2 protein-coding genes are annotated in these 17,495 nt (G+C 55.4%); both read left to right on the forward strand.

Annotated elements, in window-relative coordinates:
* Positions 1-54: 54 nt before the first annotated feature.
* Positions 55-7,731, forward strand: coding sequence for an S-layer homology domain-containing protein (locus tag A3842_RS30160; protein ID WP_074103764.1), 7,677 nt, complete (start codon positions 55-57; stop codon positions 7,729-7,731).
* A gap of 45 nt (positions 7,732-7,776) precedes the next feature.
* Entirely contained in the window at positions 7,777-17,469 is a 9,693-nt protein-coding gene (locus A3842_RS30165; protein ID WP_074103765.1) for an S-layer homology domain-containing protein, read from the forward strand.
* Positions 17,470-17,495: the final 26 nt, after the last annotated feature.

Consider the following 17,495-nt stretch of genomic DNA (forward strand, 5'->3'; position numbering starts at 1 on the left):
TCTTCGGGTGCCGGCTTTCTTCCTACATCCCTAGAATGAAGGAGTTAAGATTGAATGAGAGGATTAAAGCAGACAATCACGGTTCTACTGGCGTTACTCCTTGCCTTCGGTTCTCCCGTCTCGGCACTGGCCGGTGAAATCGGCAAGAAGGACACAACGGTTCTGAGCAACAGCCTCGTGAAAGTAACCGTTAATAATGATACGGGCCGATTTGCCATCCGCACGGTGGAAGGGCAGCCGATCCGCAAGAAAGACCAGAATATTAACATGATGTTCAGGGGCGATGATCCAGAGACTTCGTTTACGACCTTCCGCATTGACGGAACTGATTATATTTTCGGTAACCCTTACAAGTTCGGCGCAGATTTTTTTTCCGAGATTACAATGCCCCAGATTGTCCAGAATACCGACGGAACCAAGCAGATTGAGACGATATGGACGATTAAGGGTATCCAGATCAAGCAGATTATCAAGCTGTATATGAACACTTCCGATGTGATGAATGCCGGCAATGTGAATGTCAGCTATCTGGTTGTGAATAACACGAAATCCACGGTCGAGGTGGGCTCGCGTATTCTGCTGGACACCATGGTCGGCAGCAATGATGGTCCGGCCTTTCAAGTAGGTAAGGTCTACAAGACCCCTTTGCAAGTAGAGCGGAGGCTGGTGGATGCGGATAAGCTTCCTCCCGGCATCGGCGACGATGAGAAGTCGCTCTATACGCTGCCTGCCTATTGGGTTATGAAGGATAAGTATGACAGCACGGACCCGCTGGCGACCCATGCTGTGGCCTATGGCTTCAATAATTTTTCGGAGAACGACATCAATATTGTCGATGAAATGGTTGTGGGCCACTGGAGCAAAATGGCTAATACGAAGTGGGATTATGAGGTTAATCCGAACCTCGACTTCACGGCGGACACCAATGATTACGGGACAGCGGATTCGGCTGTTGCCTTGTACTGGAACCCTGACGCTATTGCTGCAGGTGCCGTACACAGCTATGAAACGGTATACGGGCTGGGAGAAATTGTGCAGCCGGACAAGGCGTTCTCCATCCGCTATATCGATCCGGTGAACCAGCTGGCGACACTGGAGGATGGCAGCGGATATGAGAACGAGGGCGTCTTTGATATCACTGCCGAGGTGGAAAATCTGGAGGCGTATGCCACGGAGCAATCCAGTATTAGCGTTAGTCTTCAGTTGGACAACGCACTTAAATTCGTTGATTTGGATACAGACGGGAAGATCAAACGGGATGCGAACGGAAAAATCATGACAAGGTCGGGCAATTCGCAGACTGCGATATTCCGCAAGGATGCCACACCGGAGGAAGCGGAGCAGGGGATCCAGCCGAAATTCAAGCCAGGTGAAACTGTAACAGCTTCCTTCAAGGTCATAGCTACCGGTAAAGCTTGGCCGACAACGCCGGAATATTTGCTGAACGTCAGCAGTCCGGAGACTGAGGCCAAGCTGGAAAACATCAAGGATGAGACGGTTAAGGCCCAGTATAAGTCGAGCAAGGCCAATTTTGTATTGTTGCCTCCTGTCGGCACGGCTACCTCGACCTATGTATACGCGATGTCTCCAGAGGAAGTGTACACCTCGGATGTGAAGTACATTACCCTCAATCTGTCCAACATCGAGGCGTACAATACCGGAAGCGCGACGACAGTCCCCAATTTCGACCTCTATTTCAGAGAAGTCGCTACAGGCAACCGCTACAAGGTACCGGTAAAAGAAGCGGTCATTCTGCAGCCTGCCAATGACGGCCAGGTGGGCGATATGCGGATTACCTACCGCACCGGTGATCTGGTTGATAAAGCTGGCAACATCCAAAAGGATGAAGACGGCCGGGAGCGTAAGGATCTGGGGCCAAATCTGCCTCTGGGAGAATATCAGGTGGAGATTGACTACAAGGATTCGGGGGATACCGGCGGTCTGTATGATCTGACCACCTCTCAACGGTTTGTGGTCAGCGACAACGAAGAGGCCCGGATCAAGAAGGCAAGCATTCTGGCAGTAGTCAAGAGAAGCTTCGACTTTACAACTCCTTATAACAGCAGCAACAAGAGCGAGCTGGAGGAGGCCTACGAAGAGGCGTTCCCGGGGTACACCTTCCCCGGCCAGGCTGGATATGCGGGAATGAAGACAGCCTATACTACCGCCATGAATGCGATGGTTCTCAGTGCCAAAGTGACGGACCCTGAATTCGGCGGAGAGTATCTCATGCAGGCGGAGGAGGTTCCCGCCTATCATCTGCAAGCTTTTGAGAGTGAAGAGGAACTCGAGGAATACAAGAAGAGCCTGGCTGAAGAGGATAGCGGCACTGGCAGCGACGAGGAGGAAGAGCCAGGCGATGAGGTGCTGCTGGAGATTCGCGGGATGATTAACCAGATTGGCAGCGGCACTGACGCCGAGTATGTGGTGGACACCAAGAGTGAGCCGGCGATCATAAACAACGCTGTGGCCTATACCGGAAAGGACATGGTGTTCGCCAGTGGCAAGCTCGATGTGCTTAGCATTAAAAAGGCGATCAATACAGACGATACGCCATTATTCGATACGTTAAGTGTAAAAGGTGAAGGTACTCTGAGCGTGGCGGGCAGCGGTTTTGTTTTCTTTGACGGCGAATGGACACTTGATTTCTTCAACGGCTTCAGCAAATCACTGACGAAGCAGGAAGAGGAAGAAGACGGCGATGACGGTGAAGAAGAGCCGGATGAGCAGAAGGAGCAAAAGAAGAAAGATCAGGGAGGCGGTGCGGAGGACAGCTCACTCAACGGAGCGCTAACCTGGGCTGCCGGTGCTGTGGGTGAGCGCCTCAATCCACTGCGTCAGCTGATGATTCCGGATGTCTATTTCAACCAGCGTAGCCTATTCGCGGCACCAAGCTTCTCGGTTAACGGCTTCGGATTGAAGTTTAACGATTATGTCCTCCGTCCGGGTGGCATCTCGTTCGGAGGTAACGTCAATATGAAGATTGTTGAGTCGGAGATTAACAATGTGATTTTTAATGACAAAGGTTTTGTCGGCATTGACGCCAAGCTCAAATTCGATCTGAACGAGAGTATTGGATTGATCTCCAAATCGAAGGAGGGCGACGAGGAGGACGGCGGCAAACCGTCGGGCGAAATCTCAATTGTCCATTATGTGCAGGAAGTAGAGGACGTGTCCAATACCTATGGCCTGAAGTTCGATGCAACCGTGAGCAGCGTGGGTGTAGGAGTGGAGCTTGCCTTCAAGCAGGTTGCGGACAAGCGGATTTTGCCGGATGCCATCGGCTTTAAGGCGGAACTGGGAGATCCGGGCGTGCTGATTACCGGCGCTACCTATCTGACTGGCATCCGCGGCGCGATCCGCGAACTGGCAGATACGATTGCCGGAGAGGGCGATGTGCCGCTGACACTGGAGGCCGGTGCAGACATCACCTTCGGTGTCCAGCCGGCAACCTTCTACGGCAGCATTGATATGACGCTGAAGAAATCGGGAATTAAGCTGGTGGGAAAAATGGACTATAGCCCGTCTCCCGAATCGGACAAGCTGACTATGCTGACTGAAGCCAAGATCGCCGCCCAATGGATGACGCCATGGTTCGTCAGCGCCTCGGCAACAGTGGATGTGCTGGGCTGGGATGTCATTATCGGCAAGGCGTCCCTATTCGTAGGCCAGAATCTGATCAAGAACCGGATTGATTTTGAAGGCTTCCTGAGCGCGAAGCTCCAGATCCCTTCTGATGTGCCGATGGTTGGCGGAATGCCGCTGGCCGGTGTATCGCTGGGGGTCAACAATGACAAGATGTGGGGTAGCTTCGCGATTTTGTTCATCAGTCTGGGTGTGACCTATTATTTCGACGGTGATATTGAATTTGGCACCTCCGGCGAGAAGCTTCCGGATGGATTGCTGTATCTGCAGGTTCAGGATCCGGAAACCGGGCCTAAGCTGGTCGTGTTCGGCCAAGGTGCGGAAGCGGTGGCCACGTCATGGGTCACGAAGGAAGACGTGCAGCATGAAATTGAGTATCACAGTATCGCGGACGGTGTGAGCCTCATGGATAATGGCTCGCTGGATGTGGGCATCGGAGGCATCAAGGTTTCTGAAGATGGCAAGCTTCATGAAATCCCGATCTCGAAGGTAACCGGGAATGCGATCCTGGAAGTGCAATATTACGGCAATTCTGTGCCGCAGCTTGCACTAATGGACAACAACAACCGTGAGTACAAGCTTGTGTACGATGAGCGCCGAGTCAATGATCCGAGCGCCAATGCCTTCACCCAGGTCATTGCCGGGCAGAACGAAACGATCCGCAAAGCGTATATTGCCATTCCGGCAAGCCGGGCCGGCAGCGGCACCTGGAAGCTGCGTGCGGATCAGACGGTGGACACGCGGTTGTTCAACATTCCTGAGGTGTCCAAGCTGGATGAGGTCAGATTGGACCAGGACAGCGGGAACGCGAACGCGAACGCCTTCACAGCCTCCTGGAAGGTATCCAATGCCAAGTCTGACGATACAGTCAGCCTATACTTAACCAAAGATCCGGTACTGCCGGCTGCTTCTGCTGACGGAGCGGTTCAGGCACCCGGAGATGCAGGCGTACTGATCGCCAAGGATCTGAAAGTAGACCAGGGCGGCAGCGTATCCGGCAGTCTCACTTCCGGCAGCGTCTTGATCGATGCTACCCAGGTATCCCTGCTTGGAGCAACGGAAGACATCCGGGGCCTGATGGCCCAGGGTGACTATTATCTGCGCGCGGAGCTGAAATCGTCCACGAGCTTCGGGACGAAGACGAGCACAAACAAGTTCACGCTGGTTGACCCTCTGGCTCCGGCGGAGGTAAGCGACGTAGCGGTCAAGCCTGCGGGCAACGGATATTTTGAGCTGTCCTTCAAACCAGAGGAGAAAAAATCGGCCCAGACCAGCTATGAGCATAGCTACAGCATAGAAGTGCTTCAGCAGGCGAACGGAAAGCTTGAGGAGTACGAGAATTTCAGCTCACTGCAGTTCACTGAGGAGGAATTACAGCCGTACTGGAATAAACAGAGCGGCAAATATGAAGGCATCCGGCTCGGCGGCTGGACACCAGCCTCTAAGTCGAGCCAGGTGGATCATTCCAGTCTAGAAGGCAAGGCGTTTGCTGGTGATTCGCTGAGTTACAAGGGGCTGAAGGTTGGGGAGAAATACGTCGTGGGCGTATCCTCGGCAGTGAAGCCAGACAAGGCTGCAGACAAAAATGAGAATTGGCATTTCGCCAAGCGGGTGGATACGGCTAGCACGCTCCTGCCGGTTCCGGCGAAGCCTACCCTGTCCATTCTGAGTACAGATTCAACCCATGTAGGAAAGGCAACCGCCGCTTATGCAGAGGTGCTGAGCAGCAGCGCTGCAAAGCAGAGTATTCGTGTTGTTTCCAATCAGCGCAATGTGGAGGTCGAGGCGATTTATGACGGCAAGTCACTGGGCCAAACAGAGCTTACGGACGGCTCGGCCGGAAGCAGCGGGACGCTGAATTTCACTACTTTTACAACAGACGGAACTTATGCGGTTGAGCTTCGCACAAGAAACAAAACAACCGGCGATTTCACAATTACAATGCTATATCTGACCGTGGACACAATAAATCCGGTTCTCTATATTGATTCTCCGCTCCCAGGGGCCAGGACTTCGGGAGGCAAGATTAAGGTATCCGGACGGACAAGTAACGATGCTGTGCTGAAAGTGAACGGTCAGCCGGTAACCGTAGGCACAAATGGTCACTTTGACGGTGAAGTCACTGCGGCCGGTACGGATCCCACGCTGAATTTGACGTTTGAGGCTGTAGACCATGTTGGCAACACCAACAGTGCCTCGGTTGTACTGACCAATGGAGGGTATCAGCTGCCGGTTGGCCTGGTGCTGCGAACAGTGGGTACCCTTGGCGTTAAGGATGAACGGCAGCTGGAAGCCTTCCTGCGGATCCCCGATGGCAAGGATGCCAGCGGCAAAGCCAAGTACAAGGAAGTGCCGGTTGCCGAGAACGACTTGGCCAAGCTGACTTATTCCTTGTACACAGGAGAAGCTGCCGAGGTCTCCGAGGACGGCAAGGTCAAGGGAGTGGCTGAAGGCGCATCAATCGTGTCTGCAGAATACAAACTGTCGGAAAACGCTTCGCTTCAGGGAATGACGGTGGTGAACGTAGTTACCGACATCAAGGCGTATACCTCTGCAGTTTCCGGCAATGGGGCAGCAACGAAGATCAATGTATTGTCAGCAGGAGACCTGAACGACGCTAAGCTGGTATACAAGATATACCCTGCAGGCGACAGTGTTACAACAGCTCCGCGCTACAAGGATGATGTAAGCGGTTGGAAGGTTCTTCCGGCTGACGGTATTCTTCCGGCCGCCAGCGGCGACCGGATAGCAGTAGCTAAGCGTCCTGATGGCGGCAAGCAGGCGCTGGCGGTATCGGCGCTTATGCCGGCGGTGCTGTGGAGTGACAGCGGAAGCGGCACAGGCGGTGGCAGCACAGGTGGCGGTACGGGCGGCGGTGCCGGCGGTGCGGGTGCAGGCAGTGCAGGAACCGGCAACGATTCCGGCGTTCTTGTCGGCGGCACCGCAGTTCTGGCAGAAATGCAGAATGGCCGTCTGGCGGCCAGAATCACCGGCGCCGGAGCGGTGGGCGACGCCTCTTCCAAGATCTTGCTGATCGAAGGCAAGAATGCGGTCGTGAGCGGATATGAATTCGCCATTGACCGTAAGGTGCTGTCACAGACAGCGGGTCTGAGCCAAAGGATTCATATTGTACTGCCTTATGCGGAGCTGACCTTCCCTGCCGGTGCAGCAGCAGCAACAGGAGAGGATCTGAAAATCAGCATCGACAAGAACAGCAGTAGCCGGAAGGCAGAGCTCGCACAAATGGCCAAGACACTTGGCGCTACACTGCTGGGCGATGGAGATGGAGTTACTTTTGATGTACAGGAAGCAGGCATTTACAAGAACCGTTCAGTCACGGCGAAGGTGGCTGTGCCAGATACAATTGCCGCAAGAGATATTACTGCGGTTGTGCTGAAGGACAGCAGAGGCAGCTGGACTACGGTGCCATGGTCGCTGGATGTTGTCAGCAACAAGGCATATGTCGATCTGAATTTGACAGGCAACGGAACCCTTGGATTTATCAGCAAGAAACCGGCATTCACCGATGTGAATGATACCCATTGGGCGAAGACGACTATTCTGGAGGCGGCGGCCAAGCTGTATATGCAAGGCCGTTCCGATAAGCAGTTCGAGCCGAACAGTCGCATTACACGGGCCGAGTACCCCGCAGTGCTGCTCCGGGTTCTGGGGCTGATGAATCAGCAGGAGCAGGTGTCCTTCTCTGATGTGAAGACGGACAGCTGGTACAGCCGCACATTGTCCATTGCCGTCAAGAACGGATTAGCCACCGGCTACAAGGACGGCACATTCCGTCCGAATGAGGAAATTTCCCGTTTGTCAGCGATGGTAATGGCCGGACGGGCGGTGAAGCTGCTGGGAGTGGACAAACAGGTCACAAAAGCGGAAGCCGACGCCATCCTGGCGAAGTTCAAGGATGCTGAAGCAATTCCGGATTGGGCGAGGGATGCGGTTGTCCTGTGTGTCATGCAGAAGCTGATCTCGGGGCAGGATGGATACCTTCTCCCTGAGGGTGTACTCACCCGTGCCCAGGCTGCAGCTATTGCGATCCGCCTTGGTGATCTTGAACCAGTGGGCACTCCGTAAGTAGCGAGGAAGAGGAAATTCATTTCATAAGGTGGAAGGTGACCTATGCTATTCTCAAATAAATGGATCAAGCTGTTATGCTGCGCTTTGCTGCTGGTTCCGCTGCAGCCCGGCGCTAAACCGGCGAACGCCAGCGGCGGAAGCTGGGGGGATCATGCGGATACCAGCTGGTATTCAAGCGACTATTCTACCTATATTATTGATTCGGCGGCCAAGCTTGCGGGTGTCGCTAAGCTTGTGAACGACGGCATTACTGATTTCGGCAGCACAACGCTTCAAATTGCCGCCACGGGTCCGCTGTCGCTGGCAGAATATAACTGGATGCCGATTGGCAATGCGGAGCATCCGTTTCGCGGAACTCTCGTGGGTCAGGCCGGGCTTAGCCCGGAGCTGACCGGTATGACGGTTACTGACAGCGTATATGGGGGGCTGATCGGCCGCATGAGCGGGGCCACGGTTGGCCGGTTCTCCCTATCCGGCAGTATTGACACTATTGTATCCGGTGACGCATCTGTGGGCGGGATTGCCGGATACATGGATGAAGACAGCACCATCCTGGATGTGAACAGTGATGTATCCGTTCAGGTTAGAGGAACGGTGACAGGCAATGTGTATGCCGGCGGGATCGTTGGCAGCGGATCAGGGCTGCTGTCGGCAGTGGCAAACCATGGCCGCATTTCGCTTATCGGCGCAAATTGGGGGATGGCTGGAGGTATTGCAGGCTCCACTAATAGTGTTCTGACACTGAAGAAGAGTGACAATACCGGACCGGTGAGCGTATCCGGCAGTGTCTACATGGCAGACGCAGGCGGCATTATCGGTCTGGTGTCCGCCCCGTTGTTCATGGCAGAGGAAGATACTTTCATGAAGAACAGCGGCCAGATCACGCTCGCAGATGTCGGGAGCGGGTCTGCAGGCGGGATTATGGGCAGGGTGACAGCGGATAGCAGCGTCACCATTTCGCTTCAGACCTCGAATACCGGGGAGATTCGAGTGGATTCCGGAGCTGCGGCTGGGGCTGGCGGTACTGGTATCGCTGCGGGTGGACTGGTCGGTGCGTATGAAAACACCGGAGGGCTGAACGTTTCTATCCCATTCGTGCAGACCGCACCGGCCATAGTCAACAAGGCGGGCGGACGAGCTTATACCGGCAGTATTGTCGGCCGCGTAGCCGGTGACTTCACCTGGGGACAGAGCGTTGTCAACAGCTCGTCTCTGACTGCCGCAGGTTCGTCCGAGGTCTACACTGGCGGGATCGCCGGCAAGGTAGAGGGAACAGCCTCCTTCGTGGCATCGGCTTGGAATCAGGCCACAATCCAGGTGGCGGCTTCCGGTACTGGAGTATATACCGGTGGATTAGTTGGCTTCGCAGGCGACCAGCTGCTATTTCACAGCACTGGAGCTGAAGCATATGGTAACAGCGGCAGCATTGCTGTAACCGGAACGGCATCGGATGTGAATACCGGGGGGATTATCTCCAACCGGAACTATGGCAAGGCTGCTGCCAATGTATTGAGTAAAGGGAATATTGAGGTTTCGGGGGGAGAAAGACTCTACAGCGGCGGATACGTAGGGAAGATGACCAATGGGGAATCCGGAATAACCAGCGAATCCTACAACGGCCATATTTCCGTGTCCTCTATAGCATCCGGTACTGATAATCAGGTGTATACCGGCGGAATTGTAGGATACTACGGGCTGGGCGGCGTCATCACTGATCCTGTCTTCACTGGAAGGATTAAGGTTGCCGGGGGAGCAGGCGTTCATACCGGCGGTGTTGCCGGCTATATGACGGGAGGCGGCACCATTGCCGGTGCGGTCATCGGCGGAACGGCCGGGTCACCGGCCGTGATTCATTCCAGCGGTAACGCCGGGGGTGTTGCCGGCTACGCAAACGGTGTGATACGTTCTTCCACCGTCAAAAATACTGAGATTACTGCTTCAGGGTCCGGCGGTTCAGCAGGTGGTATCGCTGGTACAGCCAGCGGTCAAATTGCGGACGTGGCGGTAGGCGAAGCGGATGCCGACGGCAGCTACACTGTGAAGATTACCACCGCCGCCGCCGATTCGGCAGCGGGCGGCGTAGCAGGACGGGATGCCGGGACACTGGTGCTTGGAACAGCCAGAGTTAACCGTATCACTCTGTCCGCAGAAGAATTGGCGGCTCACTCCTCCCTTGGGGGGCTGGCAGGTAAACTTTCGCTAGGAACCACGGTAAGTGTGGCCGGAAAGACTTTTAATGTGCGGAGTATAAAGATGAGCTCCGCAGCGGCCGGCAGTGCCTTAGGCGGAGTTATTGGTGACAACAGCCTGGATCTTAATGCGGACATCTTGCAGAACGTGTCCGATATTTCGATTGATGCCCAGGGTGACCACTCAGATCTGGGTGGCATTGCTGGCAGAAACAGCGGCCAGCTGACTAAGCTGACTGCAATGGACGTAAGCATCAAGTCGGTTGGGGCTGCCAATCAGCTCGGCGGGATTGCAGGATGGTCCACGGGTGCGATCATCAGCCCGGTCGTTATTCCCGGGGACGGGGAGCTGCAGCTCGCCATAGAAGGTTCGGATAGCACAGTCGGCGGTGTAGCCGGAAGCCTCAGCGGAGGAGCTGCGGTCAGCGGCAACGGGGCAGACCGCAATGTGACCGGACTAAGCATCACCGCTGCAGCATCTGCCAGTAAAGCGCGGATCGGTGGTATCGCGGGTGATAGCAAGTCCTCTGCAATCAGGAATATGATTGTGGAGAGTCCGATATTGAATGTGGCCGGTGCGGACAGCATGATCGGTGGGCTGGTCGGCCGGATTACCGGTTCAGACATAGAGCAGTCGGTGGTCCGGGGGATCCTTCCCGATTATGCCATACTGAATGTGTCCGGCAGTGGCGTCCAGGCGGGCGGTGTGGCCGGACGGGCCGAAGATGCAGTGCTCACAGGAGGCGGAGCATCGGCTCCAGCCGCCGAGACTCTGCTGCTGACCGGGACGGAATCAGCGGCCGGTCTGTATGCCGGAGGTATCGTAGGCTATAACACAGACAGCGCCATCAAGCAGGTGTCTGGTTCCACGATCAAGCTTTCATTGAAAGGAACAGGGACCATCGCCGGCGGCATTACCGGCTATAACCGGGGCGTGGCCGGCTATGGTCTGCCCGCTGCTTCCAGAGTGATGGAGGACAATGTGATGAACGCTATGACCCTTGTCCTGTCCGCTTCGGCGGCTTCCTCGACTGCAGGAGGTCTGATCGGACTGAATGATGCCAGAAGTGACGAGGATTCAGGGAAGCCAGCCTCTTCATCCATAAGCTCCATTCAGCGCAGTAAAATGACCGGAAGCCTTACGGTCCATGGACCTTCTTCGGTTACCGGCGGCCTGGTTGGCGAGAACCGGAGCGTTGTTGCCAAGAACAGCATCAGCAACCTCCTTCCTGTTGTATCTGACGGGGGCAACGGAGTGGTTGGTGGTCTAGTTGGCAGAAACACGGGTACGATCTATTTCATGTCCTCCAATGCAGTTCTGTCCGCAGGAGGTAAGTCTACTGTTATCGGGGGGCTGGCGGGAGTCAACACGGGCCGGGTCGGGTCGTCCTATAACGAGACGGATCTGAAGAGCAGCCTGTCCGGCACGGCAGACAACTACGCCCTGCTGGGCGGTTTGATTGGCAGGAACAGCGGTAGTATTGATAAAAGCTTCACTATGTCCAAAGTGACGGCGAGCGGTGCCTATACGTATGTTGGCGGACTAATCGGTGAGCATTCCGGTTCCGTGATCAATTCGTACACAGGCAAGGATGTCTCTGCCAGCGGCAAAGGCTCATACAGCGGCGGCCTGATCGGACGGATGACAGAGGGCACGGTAGCCAGCAGCTACTCCGCCGGGAGGATCACCGGAGACAAAGGTGCGTATGCCGGAGGCTTTGCGGGATATTACGCCAGTACTAACAAGAAGCTCATTGACGATACGTATTACGTTAAGGATGAGAGCCTATCCATCAACAGCGGAGTCCTGGACTTTGGCGGGGGAGCTTATAATGAATTGAACAATTATGCCCGTCTGAGTCCTGTTCTGTCCTCCACACTGGCCGATAGTAAAGCATTTGCGGCCTTATCCGGCTGGACCTTCGGCAGTTCACCCTGGCGGTATGGCTCAGCCGGTGCGAAGTATACATACCCGGAGCTGAACCTGAGCGCTGATGATAGTGATGCAGGCAGCAATCCGCCTAACCTGAATTTGGACTGGTATACACAAAATCCGCAAGCGCTGCGCTTTACCATCAAAACAGAGGATGAGCTGGCAGGACTGGCAGCAATTGTAAACGGTATAGCGGCAGAGGTCGAACCGTTCAATTTCATCGGAAGAACGGTCGATGTGGCGGGGCCGATCAGTATCAGAGCTTCGAGCTGGACTCCTATTGGGAAGGATAACAGCCATTCTTTTGAAGGCACGTTTAACGGCAATCATCACTTAATCGGAGATTTCAGAGTAATTGAAGGGGAATATGCAGGTTTATTCGGAGTGATCGGAAGCAGTGCGGTTGTCCGCCAAGTTTCTGTAGCACCTCTTTCCTTAACCGGCAGCAGCTACGCCGGAGCCCTGGCGGGATTGAACCTGGGTAAGGTTGAGCAGGTGGAGGGAAGCTTGTCAGGTGGAGCCAAAGTGGCCGGAGGGACAGCAGCCGGAGGTCTGATTGGCCAGAATAATGGCGAGGTCACCGCCTTGGCGATGACTCTCGGTGAAGGAAGCAAGGTGTCCAGTACGGACGACGGGGCTTCCGTGGGCGGCCTAATCGGCAACAGCCGCTCGGGCCTCAACCAAGGCAGCCTGAGCTCGAGAGCCGGAAGAATTGAAGCGACAGGCCGTAATGCCGCAGCAGGCGGCGCGGCTGGAAGAGTGGACGGCGAACTTACCGCCATCTCCGTTACCTTGCAGGATGGAGGGGCAATTGTCGCGGAAAGTCAGGATAGTGTAGCTGGTGGTGTGGCTGGTGTGGCAGAATCCGGAACATCCGACGGCCTGACTGTCAGTTTGACTGGCGGAGGCGTACAGGCCCTTGCCCCGGGTTCCATAGCCGGTGGGATATTTGGCCATTCGGCAGCAGGCCAGGTGATCCGCCATGCCAAGGTACAGGGAGATCACTCTCCCGGGGCTGCTGTCTCAGCCAGTGTGGCAGCCGGAGGCATTGCCGGCGATAAAGCAGGTGCTGGCAGCAATACGTTTGATATCGAGTCGGTTCAGGTTCGGGACATAACGGTAGTTTCTGCGGGAGAAGGCGGAATTGTGGGCGGGATCGCCGGCAAGCTTGCGGATGCCGCATTGAAGGATAATGTATTTAGCGGAGCCCTCAGGGCAACGGGCAACAGTGCTATAGCCGGCGGGATCGTCGGGCAGGCCAAGGACTCCATCCTGTACAAGCTGGAATCTTCACCGCAGATTACAGTGAACGCGTCCTCGGGTGTAGTTGCAGCCGGCGGCATTGCCGGAATTCTGGAATCCTCGAAGAGAGACACTCCGCTGGACTTTGGGCTGCTGGTCTCATTATATCCGGGGGTATATGAAGCGGAGCTTCCTGCGGGTTTGATCTCTATCAACACGTCCGGTCAGGCAGCAGAGCTGTATGCCGGCGGTATTGCCGGGAAGCTGGACTCCGTCTCCCTGTACAATTCCTCCTCCTCGGTCTCCCTAGACCTGAGCGGAGGGAAGACAGCGACAGCCGGCGGCGCGGTCGGCTATGCCAAAGACACCCGGATGGCTGGAATTGATAGCACAAGTCCGATTCAGGCTGGCAGCAGCACGAATTACAATGTGGGCGGTCTGGCGGGGAAGGTGTCCGGAGGCAGCATCGCCTACTCCAAGGCTCAAGCAGCCGATAACATGCCGATTGTTGTTGGAGATAGCATCGCGGCAGGCAGAACAGAAGCCTATGCGCATATCGGCGGGTTCGTGGGCCAGGCGGACGGTGCAGATATCCTTTCCTCCTCGGCTACCCAAGGAATCTTGATGAACAGCACCTATCCGTATTCCACAGTCTATGCGGGCGGATTCGCCGGTCTCTTGGGAGAAGACAAGAGCGGCGTCATTTCCGTAGCATCTGCTACGGGTGAGATTACGGTTCGCGGGGCGGCCGGGGTCTATGCAGGTGGCTTTGCCGGTACTGTCAATCAGTACCGTATTGAGCAGGCCTACGCCTCAGGGAATGTATCGAGCACAGCCTTTGATGCCAGAGGCGGCGGGTTCGCCGGAGTTATTAACCACGGAAGTACCATTGAAGATGCCTATGCGGCTCAGGTACAGGTCAGCGTTGCCGGAAGCAACGGGGCAACCCGTTCGTATGCAGGTGGCTTTGCCGGTTACAATGATGGCAGCCTTTCACGGGTTTATGAGGGCGTATCTGAGGTTTCAGCCGTGGCGGGCGGCTCTAATTCCTATATGGGTGCTTTTATCGGCTATAACTTCCGGAATGGTCTGATCGAGGACTCTTATTATGAGGGAAGTCTGGCTCCGATCAAACATGATACAAGCAGCGGTGTGCAGAGTGGGAATCTGCAGTTGTTGTCCTTGGACGGTTACAGCCAGCCGGAGGGCTGGAATTTCTCGGGAATTACCCCGGTATGGGGCTTTTCCGATGCTAAGCAGTCTTATGCTCCTATACTTGTGGGGCTATCCAGCTGGCGGTTCTCACCTGATCTGAATGTGATTACGGGTGCAAGCAAGAATCAGACTTCATATTCGGCAGGCACCGCCGAAGAACTGGCGGCACTTTCGCTTTTGTATGATGATGGCGCTTCTGTCTATGCTTTGTATGATCCGGCAGCCGCTGCACCGCTCTCAATCAAGAGTATCACACTGACTGGAGATATTTCCCTGTCCGGCAAGCTGTGGCTCCCGGTGGCGGACTTTAGAGGTGTGCTGGACGGCAAACTTCATACCATTTCAGGCTTGAATAATCATTCAGGTGATTTTAACCACTATAGCTTGATTGCCGATAATTTCGGCGTCATTGCTAATGTGAAGCTGCAGGATGCGGTTGTAAGCGTAGGACCTTACACCGGCGTGGTTGCCGCAGTAAATCATCCGGACGGGATGATCAAGAATGTGACTGTAAGTGGCGGCAGGGTGTCGGGCACGTCAGCTGGAGGAGTTGCCGGTGACAATCAGGGGATGCTAAGCGGCATTATTGCTGAGAATCTCACGGTTGCGGGCGAAGAGTATGCCGGCGGGGCAACAGGGCTCAATACTGGACAATTGGAAGGTATCTCTGTAAAAGGCCTGACCATCAGTTCTCCAGCTGTGGCGGGCGGCATCACCGGTCTCAATGAGGGAAGCATAGAGGCCTCGTATTCTAGAGCCACTATCAAGGCTTTCGGCCAAGACGGAAGCAGTACAGCCGGCGGGATTGCCGGACAGAACGGAGATGACGGCCGGATTCATGGGAGCTTCTCGTTCTCTGACATCGTTGTGAGTGCCAAGGACTCAAGCGCAGGAGGCATCGCCGGAGCAAGCAGAGGGACGATTGCCGACAGCTACAATACTGGAACGGTGGAATCAAAAGGTCAGGCCACTGCCCGCGCGGGCGGCATCGCCGGGGAGGCATCAGCGGGAATGATCTCCACCGCTGTGAATGGAGGGCAGATCGCTTCCAGCATCAACGGCAAACTGGTCAAGGGCGGAACGTTTGCCGGTGGCATTGCCGGACAGGCTGCAAAGACAGTAGTTCTCAGCCACAACTTCTATGATGCACAGATGCTCCAGTATCCGGTAGCTTATTACACCGCAGAGGGAAGTAAGACCAGCGGTGTTGTGGGGCAAGCGGAAGGAATAAGCACCGTACGGCTGACTGGCGGTATGCTGCCTGACGGATTGGAACCTTCCATCTGGAAGACGGTCCAGGGCTTCTATCCACAGTTGGCGTCGTTCTCGGGTGGAGTGGACAGCGATTTGTCCACTGTGGCGGTTGTATTAAAGGAAGGAGATACTGCATATAAGGTAAGGGGGAAATATACGACCACTCCTGACGCAACGATCCACTGGACGGCTCAGGATGAATCCGGATCGGGTCCGATTTATCTGACCGCATCTAAGAGTGGGATCAGCAGGCTGATCGTCGTTAACAAAACGCCGCTGGCCTACGGCGAAACAGCTGTTGCACCAACAAGCTCCACGGCTCTTCAGTTCAAGGACAAGACCGAGGTGATCCTGACAACGGCTGAGGCGGAAGGCCGGGTTCATTATACAATGGATGGTTCAGCACCTTCCGAATTTTCACCGGTGTATGCGAAGCCCATCCCGTTAAGTGCTTCTGCCGTAGTCAAGGCAATAACGGTAGTAGAAGGCAAGAATGACAGTGCACTGCTCATTGCAGAATTCAAGAAGATTACGGACGTGGACAATGGCAGTGGCAACGGTGACGGCGGTGGGGGCAACTCCGGGAATGGCGGCGGCAGTTCCGGCGGTGGCACTGGTGGTGCAAGCTCCGGAAGCGGGAGCAGCAGCACGTTGCCGGTGGACAGCGGCAACGGGTTCGACATCCTGGTGAACGGCAAGGCCGCGTCAGTGGCTGAGGCCAAGAGCACAACCGCAAACGGTAGAACCACAACCACTATTACTGTCGATGAGGCGGCTCTGATCAAATTGCTGCAGGGTGCAGCCGGTCCGGCCGACGTATCCATTATCTTCAGCGGGAAGACCGATGTGAACCGGGCGGAGCTGAGCGTAAAGCTGGTCAAGCTGATGGCGGAGCACCAGGCGGTGATCCGGCTGGATACCGGGACGGTTGCCTTCCGTATTCCCACCGCGCTTCTAGCTGTTTCGGCAGCGGATCAAGAGGTAGTGAGTCTTGAGTTTTCAGCGCCGGATGAGCAGGAGACCAAGCGGTTGGAGCAAGCCGCAGCAGCCGGTTCATATACCTTCCTTGCAAAGCCGATTAATTTCCGGGCTATGTATGGAAGAGGAGATCAGATGAAGGAGATCGGAATGTTCGACGCTTTTGTGGAGCGGACGATGGCTTTGCCTAAGACAGCGGCTGCCTCGAACGCCATTGGAGTGAGCATCGCGTCAGACGGAAGCGTCAGTCCGCAGCCTATCCGGATTACAGAAGGTGACCAGAGTCTGACCGCTGTGATCAAAAGCTTATCTGCAAGTGGTCTGTATGCTGTGATTTCTGCTAAGGCCGAGACTTCTTTCCGTGATGTTCAGTCACATTGGGCACGGGAAGCTATTACTAACCTGACCCGCCGGTTGATTGTGGGAGGTACAGGGAGCGGAAGCTTTGAACCGGAGCGCAGTATAACCCGGGCAGAATTTTCGGCCATCCTCGTGAAAGCACTGGGTCTCGGCGGGTATGCGGCTGCAGACAGCAGTACATTCAGTGATGTGAACGCGGGAGCCTGGTATGCTTCTTATGTAAAGACTGCTGCTGAGTATGGTCTCGTATCCGGTTATCCGGACGGCAGCTTTGGGGCACAGGAACCCATCAGCCGCCAGCAGATGATGACGGTCCTCTCCAGAGCCATGAAGCTCACGGGCTTGCAGACCGAGGTCAGTCAGGCACGCAAGGAAGAGCTGCTGAAGCCCTTTGCCGATGCCGGCAGTGTTGCTGGTTATGCCAAGAGCGGTTTTGCCGCAGGTATCGTAGCAGGACTGGTATCTGGAAGAAGCAGCACAAAGCTGGCTCCCTCCGATCTGACTACCAGAGCTGAAGCAGTAACTGTTATAGAGAAGCTGCTTAAGCTGGCTGGCCTTATCTGATGAACGGTAATACGCATGCGGCAGAG

The sequence above is a fragment of the Paenibacillus sp. P3E genome, assembly GCF_001909045.1.
Classification (GTDB): domain Bacteria; phylum Bacillota; class Bacilli; order Paenibacillales; family Paenibacillaceae; genus Paenibacillus_AQ; species Paenibacillus_AQ helianthi.

Bases quoted from the DNA above. Each gene is read 5' to 3' on its own strand.
- A3842_RS30160 (WP_074103764.1), top strand. From the start codon at position 55: ATGAGAGGATTAAAGCAGACAATCACGGTTCTACTGGCGTTACTCCTT.
- A3842_RS30165 (WP_074103765.1), top strand. From the start codon at position 7,777: ATGCTATTCTCAAATAAATGGATCAAGCTGTTATGCTGCGCTTTGCTG.